The organism is Acinetobacter sp. YH16031 (genome assembly GCF_013417335.1).
GTDB lineage: Bacteria > Pseudomonadota > Gammaproteobacteria > Pseudomonadales > Moraxellaceae > Acinetobacter.
Genome location: NZ_VPED01000004.1, coordinates 120,777 through 144,958, shown reverse-complemented (window position 1 = coordinate 144,958; position 24,182 = coordinate 120,777). Strand labels below are relative to the sequence as shown.

Here is a 24,182-nt window from a genome sequence, read left to right as displayed (position 1 = left end):
CATGCAGATTCAGACTCAGGTTCAACTTAAACCTTTTAATACGCTAAATCTCGAAGCGATTGCCGCTTACTACAGCCGGATCCAATCAACTGATGATCTGATTGCTGCACTGGAGTTTGCTGAGCAGCAACAACTGAATGTGCTGATTCTTTCTGGCGGTAGCAATATGTTATTGCCGGAACAGATTGATGCACTCGTCCTGCATATGGATATCCAGGGCATTGAAATGCTGGAAGGAAATGAGCAGCATCAATTTCTGCGGGTAGGTGGGGGCCAAGTTTGGCATGACTTCGTACTCTGGACGACAGAACAGAAATTCTATGGTTTGCAGAATCTGGCCCTGATTCCTGGGCTAGTCGGCGCATCTCCAGTGCAGAATATTGGGGCATACGGTGTCGAGGTCGGCGAATTTATTCATGCGGTAGAGGTCTATGACCGTAAGCTGAAAAAATTTGATTCCATTCCTGCCGCAGACTGTCATTTTTCCTATCGTCATAGTATTTTTAAAGATGATCCAACACGTTATGTGATTACACACGTTACTTTTAAATTACTAAAACAGGCAAATCTGAAACTGAATTATGGTGATCTTAAAGCAGCGGTGGGTGATAATCTCACAGCAGAAAACTTGCAGCAGCAGGTGATCCGGATTCGTCAGAGCAAACTTCCTGATCCTAAAGAATTTCCAAACGTGGGAAGTTTCTTTAAAAATCCTATCGTAAATCAACAGGTTTTTGACCAAATTGCTGTGCATTTTCCTAATTTGCCCCATTATCCGCAGGCCAATGATCAGGTTAAAATGGCGGCAGGCTGGCTGATTGATCAGGCAGGCTGGAAGGGGAAACAGCTTGGGCCAGTTGGCATGTTCCATAAACAGGCACTGGTTCTGGTGAACTATGGTCATGCTTCTCTGACGGATGTCCGTCAAACCTATAGCGCAGTACAGCAGGCTGTCTGGGACAAATTCAAGATTATGCTCGAACCTGAACCGGTATTATTTGATTGTAAAGGCTTAATTCGATCTCATCAGGATAAATAACGTATATGAAAAATACCCATTGGATGGTCCGTTTAGTACAAATTGTCGCAGGACTGTTTGTATTTTTCGGCTGTCTGGTGATGTTAATTTATTCGCCATTTTATTCTCAGCTCGTGGTTAAGGGACTCAACAGATTTGTGTCCTTTGAAATTAACGAAGTTGCAGCACAAAGCCAGAAAATGGCTTCCCTGAGTGAAGATGATACGCTTGAACCAGGTTCTGATCAGTGGATTGCCCGTCAGGCTTATTTACGTGTGATGGAGCAGGATATCCAGCAAAATCATTCTGCCAATCTGATGCAGATTCAGGCACGCTACAAGATACTGCAACAGATGATTGAAGAACATCAGCGTGAACAGCAGGAAGAAAAAGCAGAACAGAACCAACCTGCACAAGTACCTTTATTGTCCCAGCAAGAACCTGTGGAAGCCGTTGACCCAACTCAGAAGGTCCGCGAACTGCTGGAATGGGACAGTAATGAAAACAAAGAACGGATTGAACAATATATTGAATTCTTGACGACTCATCCTTTAGAAGATGAAGAAGCGAGCGCCGTTCAGGTCACAGCGAAAGAAGAAATCAAGGAAGATCTGGCTTTACTGCAAGAACAGCAGCAACAGAAACCGGTCAATCAGTCTAAACCTTATGCCATTGTGGTCTTGGGTGGTGGTCTAACCTTGCATGAAAATGGTAAGGATATTGTGGTCAATGACTATACCCGTTTGCGTCTGGAAACCACACTCGCAGTTGAAAAACAATATCAATTACCGATCGTATTGAGTGGTGTGGAAGCGCCGTATATGCAGCGCTGGTTACAAAATTACAATGTCGATGCCAAATTGCTTGAAGACCGCAGCATGAATACCTGTGAAAATACCCGTTTCAGCTCGTTATTATTGCAAAAAAAAGGTGGGGCACCGACTGTGATTCTGATTACCGACCGTTATCATATGCCGCGTACCCGTCGTCTGTTTGCACTGAATGGTATTCAAACCATTCCAGTGGAAGCACCGATGCCGAAGTCCTTGACCCGTTGGCGTCCAAGCCGACAAAATTATGATCATAGTCGCCGTGCCAATTATGAAATGCTAGCCACTATCCGCGATATGTGGTTTGGCTCCAGTGACTGTCGGGAGGTGCCTTAATGTCTGATATTCCGTTTTTAAATCCGACCATCCTGAAACAGCTGGATTTACCTGTGCCAAGCAGGGAAACAACACCACAGCTTTTGCAGCCCTTAAACCTGAACAGGGATGACCAGCCGACTATTGATCTGCTGTCTTACCGTAGGCTGTATGGTTTCGATTTACTGGATTGCAAGCATTGGCAGGGCTATGTACAGATGCCGCTGTTTAAACTGCATGTGCAGGTATTTACACCCACTCTGGAAAATACCCGTTTTGACAAGATTCAGGGAACTGCGTTTCTATTACATGGATATCTGGAACATAGCGGAATTTATCAGCCGATCGTACGTGAGTTGCTGGAACAGGGTTTTAGCGTTCTAACCTATGATCTGCCGGGGCATGGTCTGAGTGATGGTTCATCTGCCAGTATCCAGAATTTTGACCATTATCAGCAGGTTTTGCATGCGGTATATCGCTATGTCAAACATGCCGAGCAGTTACCTAAACCATGGGTCGGTATTGGACAGAGTACCGGTGGTGCGATCTGGATGCATCATTTGCTCGAATTTGCAGAACGACGTGAAAATCCGTTTGTAGATCGCGTGCTGTTATTGTCACCGTTGATTCGTCCGGCTAAAACTGCCTGGTGGCATAATCCGCTCGGACTCGGCATTATCAGCCGGATCAAGCGTGAAGTACCGCGTCATTTCCGCCGTAATAACCATAATCCTGAATTCCTGCGTTTTATCCGCCTTAAAGATCCTTTGCAACCCCGCATGATGGGCATGGACTGGATTTTGGCAATGTCACGCTGGATGCTGGAAATGGAAGGACGTCCAGCCTGCCGTATCCCTGTCTGGTTAGCTCAAGGCGCTCAAGATCAGACAGTGGACTGGCGTTATAATATTGAATTTATCCGTCGCAAGTTCCGCCTGCAAACTTTGTTAATGCTGGAAGAAGGTTCACATCAATTGATTAATGAACGTGCGGATATCCGTGCAGCACTCACAGGTTTAATTCCAGCTTTCTTACATGCGCATGGCAGTAAGACCTATTATTAGACTGTCACGCTTTCAATTAAAAAAGGCGTTTAAGTAAACGCCTTTTTCTTGTCTAATTTGATTAAGCTTTGTTTCTTATAAGCTCAAAAACTTTCCAGTTTGGCCATATTCCACATACGGAAATAAAAGTTTTCCTCATCTTTATTTTCGCAATGTAATAATTCGCTTTCTTTAAGCCAGAAATGAATCTGGGCAAAGTTCTTGATTTCATGATTGCTGATTCGCTGTGCCAGATGATGCGGTTTAATAGCAGAAGGATGTTTTAAACCTGCTGAAGCGATTAGCTCAGACAGGGCATGCATTGTATTTTTATGGAAATAAAACACTCGCTCGGCCTTAGTCGGGACATGCAGAGCTTTTTGACGCTCTTTATCTTGAGTAGTGACTCCCACAGGGCATTGATTGGTATGACAACTTTGAGCCTGGATACATCCGACTGCAAACATGAATCCGCGCGCTGAATTGACCCAGTCAGCCCCAAGTGCCATGGTACTGGCAATATCAAAAGCACTGATAATTTTCCCGCTTGCACCAATTTTAATCTTGTCTCTCAATCCTGCACCGACCAAGGTATTGTGCACAAACAAAAGACCTTCTCTTAAAGGAGTACCCATATAGTCAATCAATTCAATTGGTGCAGCACCGGTACCGCCTTCAGATCCATCTACCACAATAAAATCAGGATAAATTTTGGTATGCAGCATGGCTTTGACCATACTCATAAATTGCCAGGGTTGACCCAGACAAAGCTTGAATCCGACTGGCTTACCTTCAGAAAGCTCACGTAGTTGTTGAATGAAATTCATCATTTCAATCGGGGTTTTAAACGCTGGATGTCCAGAAGGAGACACACAGTCATGTTCACGGCTAATCCCGCGAATCTGAGCAATTTCTTCTGAAATCTTGGCTTTAGGTAAAATCCCGCCATGTCCAGGCTTTGCGCCTTGCGAAAGTTTGATTTCAATCATCTTCACTTGAGGTAGCCTGGCTTTTTCTGCAAATTTCACCGGATCAAACTGACCCTCTAAGGTTCGGCAACCAAAATAGCCGCTACCAATTTCCCAGACAATGTCACCGCCATGTTCCAGATGATAAGGGCTGATACTACCTTCACCTGTATCGTGAAAGAATTTGCCTTTTTGCGCACCAAGATTTAAAGCCCGAACCGCATTGGCACTTAAACTCCCGAAACTCATAGCCGAGATATTCAAAATGGAAGCAGAATAAGGCTGGGTACATTGTTCATTGCCGATCAGAATGCGAAAGGTTTCTGGATCGGCAGGTCGGCAAGGGGTGAGGGAATGGCTAATAAACTTATAGTTTTCTTCATAGACATTCATGATCGAGCCGAAGGGCTTATCTGAATTTTCATTTTTGGCCCGTTGATACACCAGACTGCGCTGCATACGTGAAAATGGCAATGCATCCCGATCAGCTTCAATAAAATACTGACGAATTTCAGGACGGAATTCCTCAAAGATAAAGCGAAAATGACCCATAATCGGGTAATTTTTTAAGATCGAGTGTCTGTTCTGCAAAACATCATATAGGCCTAGCAGGCTCAGTAGAATACTGACGATCCATAACGTATTCACCAAAGTTGCCGGCATAAAATAATAAATATAGCGCGGCTCATAACCGATATGAAAAATCGTAAAAATAACGGCGATGATGATGCAGGCAAACCAGACCGAATGCCGTGAAAAGAAAGTATTAAGTAATTTGTGTCGTACTAATTGCGCAGGGTTAGCCATTATGAAATTAAATCCCTATTTCCACTACGATAGCATTTAATAATGTGCAGAGCTGCCTAGCTTATACAAGCATAAAATTGTTTTTTAATTTTATAAACTTGCTGAAAGTCTTGTAATGGTCGCCATACTTATATTCTAGCTAGATAATAAATTTTCCAAATAATCTTCTATGGAAAAATTGTGCAAAAGGCATGCATTCTTTTTATTTCAAAAACAGGCTTCAGCGTTTTATAGTGATTTTACCCCCACAGCAGGAGTGTACATTATGACAAAAAAATCGATTCGTTTTAATAAGGCAGAGCTGGCCTGCTCATGTTGTCAGATTCTTTAATTTCTAATGTGACACATCCGGTCTGTGTTCTGGGGCAAGAGGAAAGCAGACTGGCTCAGTAACAGACAATCAGAACAATAATAAAAAATAAAATGATAAATTGATCAGGTCCCCCAAATGGGGACTTTTTTATTCTTTGGAAGAGGCTGAATCAGTGTCATTCGCTTGATAAACAGCATCTGCCACTATTTTTGGTTCGATATGCTTGATTTTATTGCCAAAACTGCGCAACCACCACACAAGTTGCGAGGTAAAAGGCACAGTTGCACTAATCAGAGCCATGCCATTTTCAATTTTTTCAATCTTTTGATCTTTGCTGAGCTGGCTTTCTTCAAAATAGTGTGCATCAGATTCAGGCATGCTCAGTTGAAGCAATACATTTTCTGTTGGCTGGTTAAAATCGACCCGAAATCCTAAAGCGCCAGATTCAATATATTCATCAATATCAAAATTTACTGGATGCAGGGCACGAGAATTCAGCACCACCGCTGATTTAAAACGGTGCAGGGCAAAGGTCTGAATATCCGATTTATCATGACGGGTACAGACCAGATAGATAATTGAACCTTTTTGCACTAATGCCAGCGGATTTAAAATATAGGTTTTCTCTTCGCCATTATGACCACGACCCTGATAAACACATTCCAGCTGTTTGTCCTGTAACAGGCCTTCGTAAATCGCCTGTTGGGCCGTTTTATCAACGACAGGCGGAATAAGCGGTTGGGTAGCGGGCACGATTCTGACCCGGTTAATCCATTGTCGTACGTTATTTTGTGAAGACAGGCTGCGTCGAGCCAGATCAAACCAAGGATTCATTTCTTCAATCAGACTAGGTGGCAGCAAATGTTTCAGATGTTCTTCCACCATCATAAAGGTCACCGCTTGCGAACTGGTCATATGCGGCAAGCTTTGAATCGGGGCATCTGAACGCCAGCGCCAGCCCTGGGGCGTGGTTTTACTGCTCTCAATCGGGAAACGCTGGGCAATCTGGTTCAGATCACGCTGAATGGTACGCAAACTGATCTCGATCCCTTCACGATTCAGGATTTCCTGGAGTTCACGGGTTCCCATCCATTTACCGGTAGAAAGACGCGACAAGATTTGCCATTGGCGGTAAAGGCTATTGGAGGTTTCTTTTTCTTGTGCTGACATAATGTATTTTTACTGGCAATCAGTGGAAACAAATTAAATATGAGCTTACCACAATAAGAAATCTGGATTTTTTTCGCAAGTTATTCTGCGCAACAATTGTCCTACAATCCGTAAACATCTTGATGAAAAATGATATTGAGTGAATAGGCACTTTGCTGGGTTAATACAGACTTCGAAACGGATGTCATGGCATGGATATTGCTCTGATTTTATTATAATAGATTACAATGACGAGGTTTGTATGCTAAAAGAAAGCCAGGATACAAATACTATTACAACAGTAGAAAATCATACTGCAGCAGATTTAAGCAAAAATTTTACAGATACTACAGCACTCAATATTTCAATTAAGCACAGTCCGCATTTTTTATACCAAGAGATTTCTTCGAAATTTTTTAATGAAATGCGTAATCATCAGGTGATGAACAGCCAGGCAGGTCAACGAATTGAAGAATGGCTGTCACAGCATACATTAGATGAACTGAATCAGCTAAATGAAGTGGCAAAAGAACATTTTCTCTATGACGGTATTACATTTACCGTATACGGCGATGAGCAGGGCACTGAGCGGACTATTCCTTTCGATGTAATTCCCCGGGTGATTGCCCGTAAACAGTGGAATATGGTGGCACTGGGTTCAGCACAGCGTGTTCGTGCCTTAAACCTGTTTCTGCATGATATTTATCATCAACAGGATATTCTCAAAGCCAATATTGTTCCTGAACTTCAGGTGCTGACCCATGAAGCATATCAGCCGCATATGTACCAGCATCATTTGAAAGGCAGTATTTATAGCCAGATTAGCGGGATTGATATTATCCGGGATTCCAAAGGCGAATTTTATGTGCTGGAAGATAATCTGAGAACGCCGTCTGGTGTGTCCTATATGCTGGAATGCCGCAAGATCAGCCAGAAGTTAATGCCAAAAGTGTTTGAGCAATCCAATATTGCCGGTATTGAACAATATCCAAAACTCTTAAAAGAAATTCTGGCGGAAAATGCCTATACCGATAATCCATTCATTGTGGTTTTGACTCCGGGTCGTTTCAATAGTGCTTACTATGAACACGCTTGTCTTGCAAGGGAGATGGATGTGCCTTTAGTGACATCGCGTGATCTTTTTGTTGAAAACTCGAAGGTTTATGTAAAAACAATACGTGGGCGTCAACAGGTTGATGTTATTTATAGAAGAGTCAACGACGCCTATCTTGATCCACTGTGCTTTAAACCAGACAGTACTTTGGGTGTTCCGGGCTTAATGTCCGCATATTTACAGCACAATGTTGTAATCGCAAATGCCCCGGGTACAGGTGTGGCAGATGATAAATCGATTTATCCTTATGTCGATAAAATGATTCATTTTTATTTGGGTGAAAAACCGATTTTAAATAATGTTCCAACCTACCAATGCCGTAATCCGGAAGATCTGGACTATGTGTTGGAAAATTTGGATCAGCTGGTCGTCAAGGAAGCACAGGGTTCTGGCGGTTACGGCATGCTGATTGGGCCACAAGCTTCTCAACAGCATATTGATATTTTCAGAAATAAAATTTTAGCTGCGCCGCATTTATATATTGCGCAGCCAACTTTGGATTTGTCGGTCAGTCCAACTTTAAGCAATTTTGGTATTGCTGAACGACATATTGATCTGCGTCCTTTTGTCTTGAGCTCACCTTACCGCACTGAAATTGTGCCAGGTGGTCTGACCCGGGTAGCCATGCAGGCAGGCTCACTGGTGGTCAATTCATCGCAAGGTGGAGGAATCAAAGATACCTGGGTAGTCGACAACTTACATTCATAACATTCCAAAGAAGGATAACGTCATGGTTTTGTTAAATACCAATGCGCAACATATTTTTTGGTTAGGCCGTTATTTATCTCGTACCCAGTTTTTATGTTCGCATTTTCCATTTTTAGATGATGAAGCCGCTGTAGCTTATGCACATGCTTTCTGTTTGCCTGCGTTTGATGCCAGTTCATTAAATGAGCTGGTTCTGGATAGTACCCAGCCGACTTCATTTACCCAACAGTTTCAGGTGGCAAAAGACAATATTCAGGAATTACGCGGTGTATTGTCTGGCAAAGCCTATTCTGAACTACTGAAACTGATTAAAAATGCAGATCAGAATGCCGGTTATATCTGCGATGTCGTGACAGATTGTGCTGAAATTCTGGAAGCAGAATCATCAGATGTATTTCTGTTTTTCAGTCTGGGCCAATGTCTGGAACAGCTTGATCAGCAGTTACGTCTCGGTGAGGATACTACCCGTATCTTATGTAAAATTGATTATATTGTGGATACGCTCTGTGAGATTGGCTGGGGCAGTGTAAAGCAATACTGGACACAGTTACGTGCTGCACCTGATCTGAAGCAGTTTTATCAGTTTAGTGATCATATTCATCGCTTGTTCGAGGCTGATGTATGAAATTGATGGTGAATCACCAAACGCAATATACGTACACAGCCGAGGTGAGGAACAGTATTCAGTACATCAAAATGATGCCGTCAACCAATGAACACCAGAAAGTGCATTATTGGGATGTCAGTGTACCGGGTCAGGAAGTGATTCGGCATGATGCCTTTAAAAATCTCTGGATGACCAGTACACAACGTGAATCCTATCATAGCCTGATGATCATGGCACAAGGCATCGTTGAGCTAAATCTCGCGCATGAGCAGGGCTTAAATGATTCCTTAAATCCCTATCTGTTTTTACAGCCGACTGAAGCCACAAAATGTAATGCAGAGATGAAGGATTTTGCAGAGCGGCATGTTCCAGCATTAACTCGTAAACATTTAATCGGCTTGGCCCAAGCCATACTCGAACACGTTCCTTATATATCAAATAGTACTACGGTACAGGGTTCTGCGATTGATGCCTTTAAAGCACGTCAGGGTGTCTGTCAGGATCACAGTCATATTTTTATCGCCATGTGTAAACATTTAGGTTTACCATCACGTTATATATCAGGTTATCTTTATGCACAGAATGCTTCACATCTAGCGAGTCACGCTTGGGCTGAGGTATTTATTGAACAGGCATGGTACTGTTTTGATGTGAGTAACCTGTTATTTACGCCTAGTGCGCATGTCTATGTTGCGGTGGGACGCGACTATTGGGATGTTGCACCGGTACGTGGTGTAAGAGAAGAAGGCGGTGAGGAATCCATGTATTCCATCGTCCAGGTACTAGGATGTTAATTCATTAATAAGGACAAAAAATGACGTATTGTTGTGCCCTTCGTTTAGAGCAAGGTATGCTATTTATCAGTGATACACGCACCAATGCTGGTGTGGATCATATTTCGGTTTTTCGAAAATTATATACCTTTGGGGTAGATGGGGAACGCGTTATCGTACTCCAGGCCTCCGGAAACCTGGCAACAACACAGGCAGTGATCGGACATATCAGAAATCAGCTGGAACTTAGGCAGGAACCGAATATCCTGAGTTTACCGACCATGTTTGATGTCGCGGAACTGGTGGGTAATACGCTCAAAAAAGTAATTGCCAATGTGACGGATGATAGTTTAGAACAAAGTACTTACTATTGTAATTTTCTGGTCGGCGGCCAGATTAAAAATCAGGAAATGCAGCTCTATCATATCTATCCGCAAGGCAATTTTATTTGCGCGACACGAGATACGCCATATTTCCAGATTGGTGAAAGTAAATATGGTAAACCGATTCTGGATCGTGCCTTGACCTATGATATGCCACTCGATGAGGCATTACGTTGTTCTTTGATTTCTTTTGCTTCTACCTTACGTTCAAATGTATCGGTCGGAATGCCACTGGATGTACTTGTCTATAAAAAAGACAGCTTGATGATGCCGAAAGGTAAACGTATTGCCGAAGACGATGAGTATTTTACGGATATTAGCCGGCAATGGTCTGAAACTTTAAAGAAAGGCTTGGCGGAATTACCTACACCATCGAATGATTATTTCTTATAATATTTATAGAAATAAAAATAAGTTTTTCTTATAAGAATTAGTAAAAATTGACTGCTTAGTGTACAGTGCTAACTTCTATAAGATATTGTATAGATAAGAATAGAGGTTAGCCGCATGTACCAATTTTGTTACGCCAGTGAAAGTACCTCGTCCAAAGCCGACTTACTTCAAGATTTAACGGATATCCTTAAAGAAGCACGTGATTTTAATCATCCTAATCAAATAACAGGTGTGCTTTATTTTGCTGATGGACATTTTTTCCAGTGCTTGGAGGGTGAATGTCTGGTTTTAAAAGCTTTACTGACAGAGAGACTATCTAAAGATTCACGCCATAAAAATATTAAACTATTTGAAACTAAAGAGATTGAGCAGCGTACTTTTGGCGACTGGTCGATGAAATACATTTCTAAACGCAGTTCCATTCAACAATTCTGCCAAGAGATGGGATTTGAAGTTTTTACGCCTAATGATTTTAACCAGGAACAAGTAGATGCTTTATTATTTGAACTGTCATTAATCGAAAATGAAGAACAAAAATCAGCTTAAATACTGATTTTATAAAAAAGCCCAATTTATATTGGGCTTTTTTATTTTTGGCTAGTTTTTCTTTAAACCAGTTTGCGTACCGGGCGGGCAGACATACGGCAAAGTAATTCATAACCAATGGTGCCATTGGCTTCAGCCACATCATCGACCAGACGGGATTTGCCCCATAGTTCGACTTCAGTACCTAATTCCAGATTGAGACCAGTTGCATCAATAGCAATCATGTCCATTGCGACACGGCCAATCACACGGGTTTGCTGACCATGAATCGCTACATAGTTCTGTTTAGGGAAAGCACGTGGATAACCGTCACCATAACCGATAGAAACAATGGCCAAGGTCATGTCTTTGTCAGCAGTAAAAGTTGAACCATAACCGACATGTTCACCCGCTTTGATATTATTCAATGCAATCACTTCGGCAGTAAAAGTCATGACTGGTTTTAGATCTAGATCATGTACAGTTTTGTCTGCAAATGGAGTCGCGCCGTAGAGCATGATACCCGGACGGACAAAGTCAAAATGCAATTCTGGATATTTATAGATCGCAGCTGAGTTACAGCAAGAACCCATTAAAGGTGCGCAGTCATTTTTCACTTCAAGGAACTGCTGGATTTGCTGTTCATTGAGAGGATGTTCCGCATCGGCATTGGCAAAGTGCATCGCCAGCACGCAGGTAAAACCTTCAGCTTTGAGTTGACTGATCACATCTTTAATCATATCAATTTTAAAACCGAGACGGTTCATACCGCTATTCAGTTTTACCCAAACTTTTAGGCCTTTCGCAATATAGGCTTCTTTATTTGCCAGTAACCAGTCCAGTTGTGGCTGATGATGCACAATGACTTCAATATTCTGATCGATCACCACCTGCATTTCATCTGCAGAGAAAATGCCTTCGATCAGGGTAATGGGTTGCTGGTAGCCGAGTTCACGAATTTCCAGGGCTTCTTCTAGACAGGCGACACCAAAGGCATCACTATCTTTTAAGGCTGCTAAGCAGTCTTTAACTCCATGTCCGTAAGCATTGGCTTTGACCATGCTGACGATTTTAGCGGTTGGGGCAAGTTGTTTGACACGGTTTAAATTATATTGCAGTGCTTCACTGTCAATATAAACTGTAGCTTGGCGCACCCTAGATACTCCTGCGGGATGACAAAAATAATATCGTGTGAAACACACAAAAGAGGGAGAGAAATAACGGGATTGTAAAAACAAAAGCGGTCATTTCAGAATTGCGAATATTGTAGACCTATCTACCATAAATGGACATGCTCATTTATATAATTTCATGCACAGCAAGCATTCTAAATAAAAAAGAGACCATTTCGGCCTCTTTTTTGGAATCAGATTAATCTTGAATGCTTACTCTTCATCATCATACTGGGCATAGAACTCAGGAGAGAGGTTACTGAAACGGGTATATTGACCTTCAAATGCCAGACGAACTGTACCAATTGGACCATTACGCTGTTTACCGATAATAATCTCGGCAGTGCCGGCTTCTTTCGATTCTTTGTTATAAACCTCGTCACGGTAAATAAACATGATCAAATCGGCATCCTGCTCGATCGCACCAGACTCACGAAGGTCAGACATCACCGGGCGTTTGTTTGGACGGTTCTCTAGAGAACGGTTCAACTGTGATAAGGCAATGACTGGACATTGCATCTCTTTGGCCAAGGCTTTTAAACTTCGAGAAATTTCCGAGATCTCGCCTACACGGTTATCACCCATACCCGGCACTTTCATCAATTGAAGATAATCGACCATGATACAACCGAGCTTACCGCCATGCATTTTGGCAATACGACGCGCACGCGCACGAACCTCAGTCGGTGGTAGTGCAGAGGAGTCATCAATATAAAGATGCTTTTCCTGTAAATGCACAATGGTACTGGTCACTTTTGACCATTCATCACTGTCCATTTTACCAGCACGTAAGTGACCTTGATGCACCCGGCCGAAAGAGGAAATCAAACGCATCGCAATCGAATCCGCTGGCATTTCCATCGAATAGACTAGTGCAGGGAGGTTGTTGTTAAACAGCACACTTTCGACCAGATTCATGGCAAAGGTGGTTTTACCCATAGAAGGACGGGCTGCGACAATAATCAAATCGCCGGCCTGCATACCGGAAGTTTTATTGTCCAGTTCTACGAAGCCCGTAGTCAAACCGGTAATTGAACCTTCTAGTTGAGATAGTTCATTTAGCTTATCGAATACATCAGCTACAACTGTGTTAATCGCTTTTGGGCCTTGAGCCTTGGCATTGTTATTATGTTGTTCGGCAATCGAGAAAATATTAGTTTCAGCCAGATCTAGAATTTCACTCACCGGACGGCCTTTAGTGTCATAGGCATTCTGTAAAATTTCAGAGCTGACCTTGATCATGCTACGTAAAGTAGAGAACTCTTTAATTTTGCCGGCATAGGTTTCCAGGTTATAGAAACTTGAAGGGGAGTCAGCCATCAGCTGCATTAAATATTCTTCACCACCGACCGCATCGAGTAAGTTCTGCTTGATCAGCCAGTCATGAACCAGTACTGCATCATAAGGCGAGTTTTCTTTAGAAAGCTGTTCAATGGCACGGAAGATATATTTATGCCGGGTCGCATAAAAATCATTTTCAGTCAGTACATCGCCGACTTGTTCAAAAGATTCAGCCACAGTCATAAGGGCAGCAAGTACAGCCTGTTCAATCGCTAAATTGTGCGGGGGAGTACGGAACTCCTTAAGTTGGGTATCAGCAACAATTTCTGGTTTAGCGGTAGGTGCCTTTTTGCTGGCATTCGCCTGTGACATATAAATCCCTGATTTTAAATACAATGGTTAAATATTGTCGGAGATGAATAAGGTTTATTCACTACGAGATGAAATGATACGCGGTCTGATCCAAAATGCGAAGTGCAATTTTTTGTGAACGCGAAGAATAAATTGAATTTTCTACTGTTGAGCAGATTATATTTTTTAGAGATAAAAAAAGAGCATGCCAAAGCATGCCCTTTTTTCGGTGAGAAATTACTCAGCTACGATAGTAACCAGAACTTCTGCAGCAACATCATGGTGCAATTGGATTGCGATGTTGAATTCACCAGTGTTGCGAAGCGCGCCATTTGGAAGACGAACTTCAGCACGGTCAACTGTAAGACCAGCATTTGTCAACGCGTCAGCGATGTCACGAGTACCGATTGAACCGAACAGTTTACCTTCATCACCAGCTTTCGCAGTGATTACGATGTTTACTTCGTTCAATTGGTCAGCACGTGCTTGAGCAGCAGCTAATACTTCAGCTTCTTGTTTCTCAAGTTCAGCACGACGAGCTTCAAAAGCAGCAGTGTTAGCTTCAGTAGCTGCAACTGCTTTACCTTGAGGGATCAAGTAGTTACGGCCGTAACCAGCTTTAACTGAAACTTTATCACCAAGTTTACCAAGGTTTTTAATGCGTTGTAATAAGATAATATCCACAGCTCAACCTCACTTATGATTGTCAGTGTAAGGGATCAAAGACAAGTAGCGAGCTTGTTTGATAGCAAGTGCTAGCTGACGTTGGTAACGAGCTTTAGTACCTGTAATACGGCTAGGAACAATCTTGCCGTTTTCAGTGATGTACTGTTTTAAAGTGTCGATATCTTTGTAGTCGATGTACGTAACGTTCTCAGCTGTAAAGCGGCAGAACTTGCGACGACGGTAAAAACGTGCCATGTTAGGTTCTCCTTATGCTTCAGCAGAGTCTTGAGCTTGTTGTGCTTCTTCACGTTGAGCTTTACGCGCACGTTTTTCTTCAGCACTCTTAGCCAATAGTGACTCTTCAGTGATAGCGTTTTCACGACGGATGATAAGGCTACGAATGATTGCATCGTTATAACGGAACAATTCTTCTAGCTCATCAAGAGTAGTTTGACCACACTCAACATTCATCAGAATATAGTGAGCTTTGTGGATCTTGTTGATTGGGTAAGCCAATTGACGACGGCCCCAGTCTTCAAGACGGTGGATTTGACCTTCAGCTTCTTTGATGTGAGTCAGGTAACGTTCTACCATACCCACAACTTGATCGCTTTGGTCTGGATGTACCAATAGTACGATTTCGTAGTGACGCATTGTCAGCTCCTTACGGTTTAAACAGCCCCAATTTAAGTGAAATTGAAGCAAGGAGTCACAACCTTGGTTGTGTCGCATAATATGCGAAGCGTGAAGTTTAGTGGTTTTGGGGCTGAAATACAAGCAAATCTTGCCAGATGATGAATGTTTAAGCAGGTATGGAAACAAATGAAAAATTTACAAGAGCTAAGTTTTTAAAGGAAATAAAGTTACTTTAAGTTAGCTTAAGGGGAATTATGTATTTAGCAGGAGAAATAAAAAAGATAGAGTAAAACTCTATCTTCTTAAAAGAATATGATTGGATTCTGCGGAGCAGTAGAGGTAAAACTGAAAATAATACTGATCACGGTAATCAGTTTGACCGAGAACATGAAATACTGTTTTGCCCATGCCTGATCATCTGCAGCTTTAAAGCCTTGAATACTGAGATAGATCCAGTAAAGCGTCATCAGATTTAATACCACCAGATAAATCCAGTTTGCATAACCATAAACAAATAAAGCATTCATGGTAATTCCGAACAATATCACGTAGATCAAAGATTCGATCTTGGTACGTCGAATTGAACGGGCGACAGGCAGAATTGGAATGCCTGCATTTTTGTAATCTTCAAAACGATAGACTGCAATTCCCCATGAATGGGGCATTTGCCAGAGTGCATACCCTAGAAAAATTAAAAGGGCACCCAGGTCAAACTGGCTTGCAACTGCGGTATAACCGATCACAGGCGGTGCTGCACCAGAAATACTGCCTACCAGTGTTTGGTGAATAGTTGTTCGTTTTGTCCATAAGCTGTAAAAACCAACGTATACGACAAAACCAATAACTGCGAATAGGAAAGCGTATGCATTTACCCAGAACCATAAAATGCCAAAACCGATCACACCCAGTACAAAAGCAAAGGTGAGAGCAACAGGTACAGAAATGGTTTTTTTGACAAGTGCGCGATTTTGCGTGCGCTGCATTTTTTGGTCGATGTCCTGATCAATAACGTTATTGACCACGCATCCTGATGCCACTACGAGAGTAGTACCAATAAGAGTAAGAAGCAGGAGGAGGAAATCTACAGAACCTTGAGTAGCTACGAAGTAGCCACCCAAAGTGGTAACAAAGTTACCGAAGAGAATTCCTGGCTTAGTCAGGAATAAATACTTTTTCAGCATGACAACCAGTTTAGATCATCATGTTGTAGTGTAGGTAGTTCATGATCCATACAGAACCCACTAAAAGAATAGCGATGGTTAAGATGGTATACACAAATGCAATTACGTTCCAGCGTTGCTCTGAAGAAGAGTTCATGTGCAAGAAGTAAATTAATTGCACAAGAATCTGAGCGACTGCAGTAATTGCAATAGCAGTAATCAAGATACCGCGGCTAAAACCACCTGCCATGACCATACCGAATGGAATTACAGTAAGGACAACAGACAGGATGAAGCCAACAGTATATTGCTTCATGTTACCGTGTGATTCGCCAGCAGCGTTATGATCATGACTCATTATAGAACTCCCATCAAGTAAACTACGCTGAATACACAGATCCATACGATGTCAAGGAAGTGCCAGAACAAGCTTAGGCACGCAAGACGACGAGTGTTAGGTAGAGTCAAACCATATTTCTTGATTTGAATCATTAACACGATCATCCATACCAAACCTGAAGTCACGTGGATACCGTGCGTACCTACCAACGTAAAGAACGAAGACAGGAACGCAGAAGTGCTAGGGCCATGACCAGCATGAACTAAATGATTGAACTCATAAAGTTCCATACCGATGAAGGCAGCACCGAATAACCAAGTGATCGCTAACCAGGTAAGAACCTGACCAACGTTTTTCTTGTAGGCAGCTAGAACGGCAAAACCAAAAGTTACGGAAGAGATCAAGAGGGCAAACGTTTCAGTTAAAACGAAGCCTAATGAATCACCAAACAGATCACGCGCGCTTGGAGTGCCTAATGGAACGTGGCTACTTAAAACAGCGAATGCAATGAAGAGTGTACCGAAAAGGATAAGGTCACTCATCAAGTAAGTCCAGAAACCAAAGACAGTGATGTCAGTATCATCGTGATGATGATGCTCATCGTGTCCGTGGTTATCGTGATGAAGTACTTCAGCCATGGTCTTAGTCCTTCTTCAAGTGTTTTTCAAGGATCGCATAACGTTCACCTTCAATACGCTCAACTTCAGCAGCAGGAACATAGTAATCCACTTTCTTGGTGAAAGAAGACACGATGAAGCTGATGATAGCTGCTACGAAAGTAACCGCTACTAACCACCAGATGTGCCAGATTAACGCGAAGCCCATAACAGTAATGAACATTGCGATAATGAAACCAGCAGCACGGTTAGTCGGCATATGGATATCTTCGTACTTCGTAGGTTTTGCATAAGCAACACCGTTTTCTTTCTCGATCCAGAAAGTATCAATACCATTGATCTTTGGAAGATGAGCAAAGTTATAGAACGGAGCAGGAGAAGATGTAGACCATTCAAGCGTACGACCATCCCATGGATCGCCAGTCAAATCTAGACGTTGATCGCGTTGTAGGAAACCAACAACGATTTGCATAATGAAACATACAATACCAAGTGCAACAAGAACTGCACCGAACATTGCGATGTTTACATATGGATCCCAGTCTGGGTTATCAAATGTATTCAGACGACGAGTCATACCCATGAAACCAAGGATATAAAGTGGCATGAATGCAAAGTAGAAACCGAAGAACCAGAACCAGAATGCTGCTTTACCCCAAGTCTCATTCAGTCTCCAACCGAACATTTTCGGCCAGTAGAAGATGATACCCGCGAACATCGCGAATACTACACCACCAATAATTACGTTATGGAAGTGAGCGATCAGGAATAAAGAGTTGTGTACCAAGAAGTCCGCTGGTGGAACCGCCATCAATACACCTGTTAAACCACCGATACCAAAAGTCACAAGGAAGCCAAGTGTCCATAGCATTGGGGTAGTGTAAACGATACGACCCTTGTACATGGTGAACAACCAAGAGAAGATTTTTACACCAGTAGGAATCGCAATAATCATGGTCATGATACCGAAGAACGCGTTAACGTTGGCACCTGCACCCATGGTAAAGAAGTGGTGGACCCATACAACGAATGACAATACTGTAATTGCAACTGTTGCATATACCATTGATTTGTAACCGAACAACGCTTTACGAGCGAAAGTCGATACAACTTCAGAGTAAATACCAAATGCTGGCAATACCAGAATGTATACTTCTGGATGACCCCAAGTCCAAATCAAGTTCACATAAAGCATTGGGCTACCGCCTAGCTCGTTTGTGAAGAAGTGGAAGCCGAAGTAACGGTCAAGAGACAGCATTGCAATAGTAGCAGTCAATACTGGGAATGCCGCGATAATCAATACTGCTGTACATAAAGATGTCCAGGTAAAGATTGGCATTTCCATCAGTTTCATGCCAGGCGCACGCATTTTGATGATGGTAACGAAGAAGTTAACACCCGTTAATAGCGTACCCAGACCTGAAATCTGCAGTGCCCAGATGTAGTAATCCACACCGACGCCAGGAGAGTATTCAATGCCTGATAGTGGAGGATAAGCCATCCAACCAGTCGCAGCGAATTCACCTAGAGCAAGTGAAACCATCATCAAACCTGCAGCACCAGCAAACAGCCAGAAGCTTAAAGAGTTTAATAATGGGAATGCAACGTCACGTGCACCGATTTGAAGCGGTACAGAGATGTTCATTAAACCAACAACAAGACCCATTGCCACGAAGAAGATCATGATCACACCGTGTGCGGTGAAGATCTGGTCATAGTGTTCTGGGTGCAAGTAACCTTCGCCGCCACCTTTTGCAAGGAACTGCTGAAGACGCATCATGATCGCATCGGCGAAACCACGTACCAGCATGATCACTGATACAAAGATATACATGATACCAATTTTTTTATGGTCTACAGATGTGAACCATTCGTTCCACAGGTAGCCCCATTTTTTGAAGTAGGTAATACCTGCAACAACTGCGATACCACCTAAGATCATCATTGCAACAGTTACCAGTACGATTGGATCGTACGGAATTGCATCTGGACCTAACTTACCTAAGAAGCTCATGAATTATTCTCCTTGAGAAGCAGTCGCATGTTCAACATCTACATGTGCTTCAGAAGCAGCTGCTTCCTGGTGAGCAACAGAAGACGCTGAGTGATCAGCACCGTGATAGTTACTCATGTAGTTATTGATCACAGATTCAAACAAACCTTGCTCAACAGAAGAGTAGTAAGTCACTGGATGTGGCTTAGTTGGGTAAGGCTTCATTGCTTCAGCAGCAGCCTTCTCTTCAGGAGTCGTAGCTTTTGCAATAATCGCTTCGATTTGGTGTTTACCACGGTTACCGTCACGCAAGCTTGCAAATTCAGCTTGGTCTAAAACAGTTTTTTGAACTGCTTCTGGATTTACTGAAGTACCGTTACCTGCTTTAACTGCAGCTACCCATTCAGCAAACTGAGCATCAGTCACAGCATGTGCACGGAAGCGCATTTGTGAGAAGCCATAGCCTGAATAGTTAGAAGAGAAACCGCGGTAGCCTTCAGCTGGGCTAGTTTCGTCTGCCATTAAGTTCAGGTGAGTTTGCATACCCGCCATTGCATAGATCTGACCACTTAACGCAGGGATGAAGAATGAGTTCATCGTGAAGTTAGAAGTCAAACGAAGACTTACCGGAGTTTTCTCTGGGAAGCGAATTTCGTTTACAGTCGCAATGTTTTGTTCTGGGTAGATGAAGATCCATTTGAACTGTTCAGCAATGACCTGAACTGTTAATGGTGCTTTATCTGCCTCAAGTGGGCGGTATGGGTCGTACTTGTGGGAACCCCACCAAGTTAACCAAGCTAAAATACCAATAATAATGACAGGGATACCCCAAACTACAATTTCAATCGCAGTAGAGTGTGCCCATGTAGGTTTATAGTCTGCGTCTTTATTCGATGCGCGATATTTCCAACCGAACCATAATGCCATGATAATTGATGGAATTACCACCAACAGCATTAAGTAAATCGCAGTCATCATCAGGCTACTTTGGCCTTCAGCAACTGGACCCTTAGAGTTCAGAAGTACTAGATCACCACCACACCCTGTTAAAAGTGCAGCCATCGTTGATAAAGACAATACAGCTAAAATCGTTTGTCTCATTTTACAACCTCGGTGAAGAGTCCCATTCCCTAATTTAATATGGGATAGCGATTAAAGTGTCGCATGATAAAAAAGGCCGTTTTTTTACAAAACACCCTTCTAATCATAATACACCGCTACGTTGTAGGGCATTATGCCTGATATTGCCAAACTAAGCTATATATAAAGGTGCTTTAAATGACTGTAATAAAAACCGATTTTGTCGGTCGGGTTTCAAGAATATTTATAGGAATTTTATTGTAATTTCAAAGTTATGTAGGAAAATGGGATGCCAAAACATCCCATTTTATGGCAGAACTAATTATTGTTTAACGACTTGGGTTTTTGCCAGTTTATCGTGCACGGTTTGACGTTTTTGCCCTAAACCGAACGCCCAGTCAATGATTGTGCTGAGTGGCATGAAGATAATATTCAGGAAAATAAAGAATACACTGCGAATAGTGAAGGCGCGCATCAAGCTGGTTTTTTCACCAGTCTCGGCATCTACGATCTTAATTTTAGTCAGTTTTTTACCGATACTTTGACCCGATTTGGCAATCAGAAAGGCCTGAATAGCGAGCATGATCACCAGGTAAATTGCAGTCGCAATCCATGCCTGTTGTGAAAACATGTCAAACATCTGAGTTTGTAGTTGCTGTGCCAGAGCAGGGTCAGCGTCACTACTTAACATCACATTCATAAACTCCTGGTTCAGTTGTGCAAACTGGGTTTCCTGTTCAGGAGTAAAAAATGCGGTCAAAATAAACGTCGCAGGCAGCCATAAAAGCAGATCCACAATCTTGGCTAAAATACGGCTTGGAATACTCGCCAGTTCTTTTTTTGCTGCAACATTTTGAGAACTGCGGGCACGAAGATGGTCTGTACTTGACTCATTTGTGTTCTGTGGAGCCTGATAGACTGGTGTCGCTGGCGTTTCTGGTGCTACATAGCCTTCAGGCTGATAGATCAGTTTCCCTTGGGTGAGTTCACCTAAAGCTTTCCATTCGGTCATACCTTGATGCCAAGCCAAATCAGTCAGAAGTACTTGTTGGTTGGCAAGCATCTGATTTAATTGCTCGAGCGTATATGGGCCAGCTTGTTGATTATTTCGTGCCAAGTAAATCTGCATATAAAATGAATCTCAAAAATATAAATTTAGACAAAAATTGAACTAGGAGTTTAAGTATTTTCAGGCTGAAAACAAATAAAAGAATATAAGTGTAATATATGGATAAGTTTAGGATTTTCAAGAATGTTCATCACCAAATTCCTCCATAATTGAGACAGTGTAGCAAGGATTAATGATTTTGCTATCATGATGTGAAAATTCACTTAAATTTAATTATGCAATTTTTTCTCATGCTGTTTGTTGGTATTTGTTTGTCATTACACTAATAAGCTTATGCTTATGTAGATGATTTGATTTCAGTTAAATCAAAAATATATGATTGATCACTTAACTATAAATGTGATTAAGACAGTATCTAGGTAATATTGAGAACATAAAAAAAGACCCTATGAAAGGGTCTTTTTTTATAGAGCGAATTAAGCCTTTTGAGCTTTCTCTTCAGACAGGAAGAACCAGGTATCCAATACTGAGTCTGGGTTAAGAGATACAGACTCAATGCCTTGTTCCATTAGCCATTGTGCAAGATCTGGGTGGTCAGAAGGACCTTGGCCACAGATACCTACATATTTGCCTGCTTTACGGCAAGCATGGATGGCCATAGAAAGAAGCGCTTTTACTGCTGGATCACGTTCATCAAACAAGTGAGAAACAATACCAGAGTCACGATCCAGACCAAGTGTTAATTGAGTCAAGTCGTTTGAACCGATAGAGAAACCATCGAAGTGTTCAAGGAACTGTTCAGCTAACAAAGCGTTAGTTGGCAATTCACACATCATGATCACTTTAAGACCATTTTCACCACGTTTCAGACCGTTTTGACCTAATAGCTCAATAACACGTTTAGCTTCAGCAACAGTACGTACGAACGGGATCATGATTTGAACATTAGTCAGGCCCATTTCGTCACGAACTTTTTTCAGTGCACGGCATTCAAGTTCGAAGCAGTCACGGAAGTTGTCAGATACATAACGGCTTGCACCACGGAAGCCCAACATTGGGTTTTCTTCTTCAGGTTCGTACAGTTTACCGCCGATCAGGTTAGCGTATTCGTTTGACTTGAAGTCAGACATACGTACGATCACTGGTTTGTCAGCGAACGCAGCAGCAAGAGTAGAGATACCTTCAACCAGTTTTTCTACATAGAATTCGATTGGAGATGCATAACCTGCAGTACGGGCAAGTACAGCAGCACGAGTTTCACGTGGCAGACTATCGATGTTCAATAGGGCTTTAGGATGCACACCGATCATACGGTTGATGATGAACTCTAGACGAGCAAGACCAATACCTTCGTTCGGAATTTGCGCGAAGTCAAATGCACGATCCGGGTTACCTACGTTCATCATGATTTTGAACGGAAGTTTTGGCATAGATTCGATAGAGTTGGTTTGGATTTCGAAATCCAATGCACCTTCGTAGATGAAACCAGTATCACCTTCAGCACAAGATACAGTTACTTCCTGACCGTCAACCAGGACTTCGGTTGCATTACCACAACCTACGATAGCTGGAACACCAAGCTCACGTGCAATGATTGCAGCGTGACAAGTACGACCACCACGGTTAGTTACAATCGCAGCAGCACGTTTCATTACTGGTTCCCAATCCGGGTCAGTCATATCAGATACAAGTACATCACCGTCTTGTACTTTGTCCATTTCTTTAATTGAAGTTACGATGCGGACTTTACCAGAACCAATACGTTGACCGATTGAACGGCCTTCACAGATTACAGTACCACGTTGTTTTAACAGGTAGCGTTCCATCGTGCCAACATTTTCACGGCTCTTCACAGTTTCAGGACGCGCCTGAACGATGTAGATTTTGCCGTCATCACCGTCTTTCGCCCACTCGATGTCCATTGGAGAACCGTAGTGGTTTTCAATGATCAGTGCTTGCTTAGCCAATTCTTGCAGTTCATGATCGTTCAATGCAAATTGTTGACGATCTGCTTTTTCTACATCAACTACAACAACTGATTTACCCGCAGCGGCTTCTTCACCATAAATCATTTTCTGGTGTTTAGAACCTAAGTTACGGCGCAGTACAGCGTGTTTGCCTGCATTTAGAAGCGGTTTTGAAATATAGAATTCATCCGGGTTTACTGCACCCTGAACTACCATTTCACCCAAGCCATAAGAAGCTGTAATGAATACTGCATCACGGAAGCCTGATTCAGTATCTAGAGTGAACATTACACCAGCAGCACCAGTTTCTGAGCGAACCATACGTTGTACGCCTGCAGAAAGGGCAACCACGTCATGCGCAAAGTTTTGGTGTACACGGTAAGAGATCGCGCGGTCATTGTACAAAGATGCAAACACTTCTTTGATCGCGATCAGAACGTTATCGATACCACGAATGTTCAGGAAGGTTTCTTGCTGACCTGCGAAAGAAGCATCAGGTAAGTCTTCTGCAGTCGCAGATGAACGAACGGCAACCGCGATGTCAGGGTTGCCGTTTGAAAGTTCTGCAAAAGCTGCACGAATTTCCTTTTCCAGTTCAGCAGTAAGTGGAGTTTCCACAATCCATTGACGAATCTTTGCACCAGTTTCAGCAAGTGCATTGACGTCATCAACGTTAAGTGCAGCAAGCTCTGCATTGATTTTAGCGTTTAGGCCACTTTGCTCGAGAAATTCACGATAAGCAGCAGCTGTTGTTGCGAAGCCACCTGGTACTGATACACCAGCATTAGATAAGTGGCTGATCATTTCGCCCAGAGATGAGTTTTTCCCACCTACAAGCTCAACATCGTGCTTCCCTAATTTTTCTAGACCAATTACGCGCGCTTCCAAAGTTGTTACTCCACTT

Annotated in this window: 22 protein-coding genes; 8 read left to right on the top strand and 14 right to left on the bottom strand. The window is 42.5% G+C overall.

Going from position 1 to position 24,182, the window contains the following annotated elements:
• Position 1: 1 nt before the first annotated feature.
• From murB to FTV31_RS03550, 3 genes are read left to right on the top strand one after another with little or no spacing between them, the layout of a single operon-like run.
• The gene (gene murB / locus FTV31_RS03560; RefSeq protein WP_180013041.1) at positions 2-1,039 is read left to right on the top strand and encodes a UDP-N-acetylmuramate dehydrogenase; all 1,038 of its coding nucleotides are present in this window, start codon (positions 2-4) and stop codon (positions 1,037-1,039) included.
• 5 nt (positions 1,040-1,044) lie between these two features.
• On the top strand, positions 1,045-2,184 hold the full coding sequence (locus FTV31_RS03555; protein WP_180013039.1) for a YdcF family protein: 1,140 nt from the start codon (positions 1,045-1,047) through the stop codon (positions 2,182-2,184).
• Positions 2,184-3,227, top strand: a complete 1,044-nt coding sequence (locus FTV31_RS03550) for an alpha/beta hydrolase (RefSeq protein WP_180013037.1) — start codon at positions 2,184-2,186, stop codon at positions 3,225-3,227. The genes FTV31_RS03555 and FTV31_RS03550 overlap by 1 nt, the downstream gene beginning before the upstream one ends.
• A gap of 83 nt (positions 3,228-3,310) precedes the next feature.
• Here FTV31_RS03550 and FTV31_RS03545 read toward each other — a convergent pair whose 3' ends face one another.
• Both FTV31_RS03545 and FTV31_RS03540 read right to left on the bottom strand, forming a co-directional pair.
• Complete coding sequence (locus tag FTV31_RS03545; protein WP_180013035.1) at positions 3,311-4,981, bottom strand: FMN-binding glutamate synthase family protein; 1,671 nt, start codon at positions 4,979-4,981, stop codon at positions 3,311-3,313.
• A gap of 460 nt (positions 4,982-5,441) precedes the next feature.
• On the bottom strand, positions 5,442-6,464 hold the full coding sequence (locus tag FTV31_RS03540) for a YafY family protein (protein ID WP_180013033.1): 1,023 nt from the start codon (positions 6,462-6,464) through the stop codon (positions 5,442-5,444).
• A gap of 241 nt (positions 6,465-6,705) precedes the next feature.
• Here FTV31_RS03540 and FTV31_RS03535 point away from each other — a divergent pair, with 241 nt between their 5' ends.
• The 5 genes from FTV31_RS03535 (at position 6,706) to FTV31_RS03515 (ending at position 10,967) form a co-directional block, all read left to right on the top strand.
• Entirely contained in the window at positions 6,706-8,265 is a 1,560-nt protein-coding gene (locus FTV31_RS03535) for a circularly permuted type 2 ATP-grasp protein (protein WP_180013031.1), read from the top strand.
• Positions 8,266-8,287: 22 nt separating this feature from the next.
• Entirely contained in the window at positions 8,288-8,890 is a 603-nt protein-coding gene (locus tag FTV31_RS03530; RefSeq protein WP_180013029.1) for an alpha-E domain-containing protein, read from the top strand.
• Positions 8,887-9,666 (top strand): transglutaminase family protein, encoded by a 780-nt coding sequence (locus FTV31_RS03525; protein ID WP_180013027.1) that lies wholly within the window; start codon positions 8,887-8,889, stop codon positions 9,664-9,666. The genes FTV31_RS03530 and FTV31_RS03525 overlap by 4 nt, the downstream gene beginning before the upstream one ends.
• A 20-nt stretch (positions 9,667-9,686) precedes the next feature.
• Entirely contained in the window at positions 9,687-10,421 is a 735-nt protein-coding gene (locus tag FTV31_RS03520; RefSeq protein WP_004783888.1) for a proteasome-type protease, read from the top strand.
• Positions 10,422-10,535: 114 nt separating this feature from the next.
• Positions 10,536-10,967: a BLUF domain-containing protein gene (locus FTV31_RS03515; RefSeq protein ID WP_180002231.1), complete on the top strand. Its 432-nt coding sequence runs from the start codon at positions 10,536-10,538 to the stop codon at positions 10,965-10,967.
• A 62-nt stretch (positions 10,968-11,029) separates the two neighbouring features.
• On the opposite strand, the gene alr is transcribed toward FTV31_RS03515, so the two are convergent.
• From alr to ppsA, 12 genes are all read right to left on the bottom strand, one after another.
• On the bottom strand, positions 11,030-12,100 hold the full coding sequence (gene alr, locus FTV31_RS03510; protein ID WP_180013025.1) for an alanine racemase: 1,071 nt from the start codon (positions 12,098-12,100) through the stop codon (positions 11,030-11,032).
• A 231-nt stretch (positions 12,101-12,331) separates the two neighbouring features.
• The gene (gene dnaB, locus FTV31_RS03505) at positions 12,332-13,771 is read right to left on the bottom strand and encodes a replicative DNA helicase (RefSeq protein ID WP_004783882.1); all 1,440 of its coding nucleotides are present in this window, start codon (positions 13,769-13,771) and stop codon (positions 12,332-12,334) included.
• 216 nt (positions 13,772-13,987) lie between these two features.
• Positions 13,988-14,434, bottom strand: a complete 447-nt coding sequence (gene rplI, locus FTV31_RS03500; RefSeq protein WP_004783880.1) for a 50S ribosomal protein L9 — start codon at positions 14,432-14,434, stop codon at positions 13,988-13,990.
• Between the two features lie 9 nt (positions 14,435-14,443).
• Positions 14,444-14,671 carry a 30S ribosomal protein S18 gene (gene rpsR, locus FTV31_RS03495; RefSeq protein ID WP_004278792.1) on the bottom strand — a complete coding sequence of 76 codons (228 nt, stop codon included), beginning with the start codon at positions 14,669-14,671 and terminating at the stop codon, positions 14,444-14,446.
• A gap of 12 nt (positions 14,672-14,683) precedes the next feature.
• Complete coding sequence (rpsF, locus tag FTV31_RS03490) at positions 14,684-15,070, bottom strand: 30S ribosomal protein S6 (RefSeq protein WP_004696436.1); 387 nt, start codon at positions 15,068-15,070, stop codon at positions 14,684-14,686.
• Positions 15,071-15,354: 284 nt separating this feature from the next.
• Positions 15,355-16,233 carry a heme o synthase gene (cyoE, locus tag FTV31_RS03485; protein WP_180013023.1) on the bottom strand — a complete coding sequence of 293 codons (879 nt, stop codon included), beginning with the start codon at positions 16,231-16,233 and terminating at the stop codon, positions 15,355-15,357.
• 10 nt (positions 16,234-16,243) lie between these two features.
• Positions 16,244-16,573 (bottom strand): cytochrome o ubiquinol oxidase subunit IV, encoded by a 330-nt coding sequence (locus FTV31_RS03480; RefSeq protein WP_171064814.1) that lies wholly within the window; start codon positions 16,571-16,573, stop codon positions 16,244-16,246.
• Positions 16,570-17,190 (bottom strand): cytochrome o ubiquinol oxidase subunit III, encoded by a 621-nt coding sequence (cyoC, locus tag FTV31_RS03475; protein WP_004783873.1) that lies wholly within the window; start codon positions 17,188-17,190, stop codon positions 16,570-16,572. The genes FTV31_RS03480 and cyoC overlap by 4 nt, the downstream gene beginning before the upstream one ends.
• Before the next feature lie 4 nt (positions 17,191-17,194).
• Positions 17,195-19,183 carry a cytochrome o ubiquinol oxidase subunit I gene (gene cyoB, locus FTV31_RS03470; protein ID WP_180013021.1) on the bottom strand — a complete coding sequence of 663 codons (1,989 nt, stop codon included), beginning with the start codon at positions 19,181-19,183 and terminating at the stop codon, positions 17,195-17,197.
• 3 nt (positions 19,184-19,186) lie between these two features.
• A complete protein-coding gene (gene cyoA / locus FTV31_RS03465; protein ID WP_005236020.1) occupies positions 19,187-20,263 on the bottom strand; it encodes a ubiquinol oxidase subunit II in 1,077 nt (358 codons plus the stop codon).
• A 301-nt stretch (positions 20,264-20,564) separates the two neighbouring features.
• Positions 20,565-21,371, bottom strand: a complete 807-nt coding sequence (locus tag FTV31_RS03460) for an RDD family protein (RefSeq protein WP_004783867.1) — start codon at positions 21,369-21,371, stop codon at positions 20,565-20,567.
• Between the two features lie 416 nt (positions 21,372-21,787).
• Positions 21,788-24,166 carry a phosphoenolpyruvate synthase gene (gene ppsA, locus FTV31_RS03455; protein WP_004783865.1) on the bottom strand — a complete coding sequence of 793 codons (2,379 nt, stop codon included), beginning with the start codon at positions 24,164-24,166 and terminating at the stop codon, positions 21,788-21,790.
• Positions 24,167-24,182: the final 16 nt, after the last annotated feature.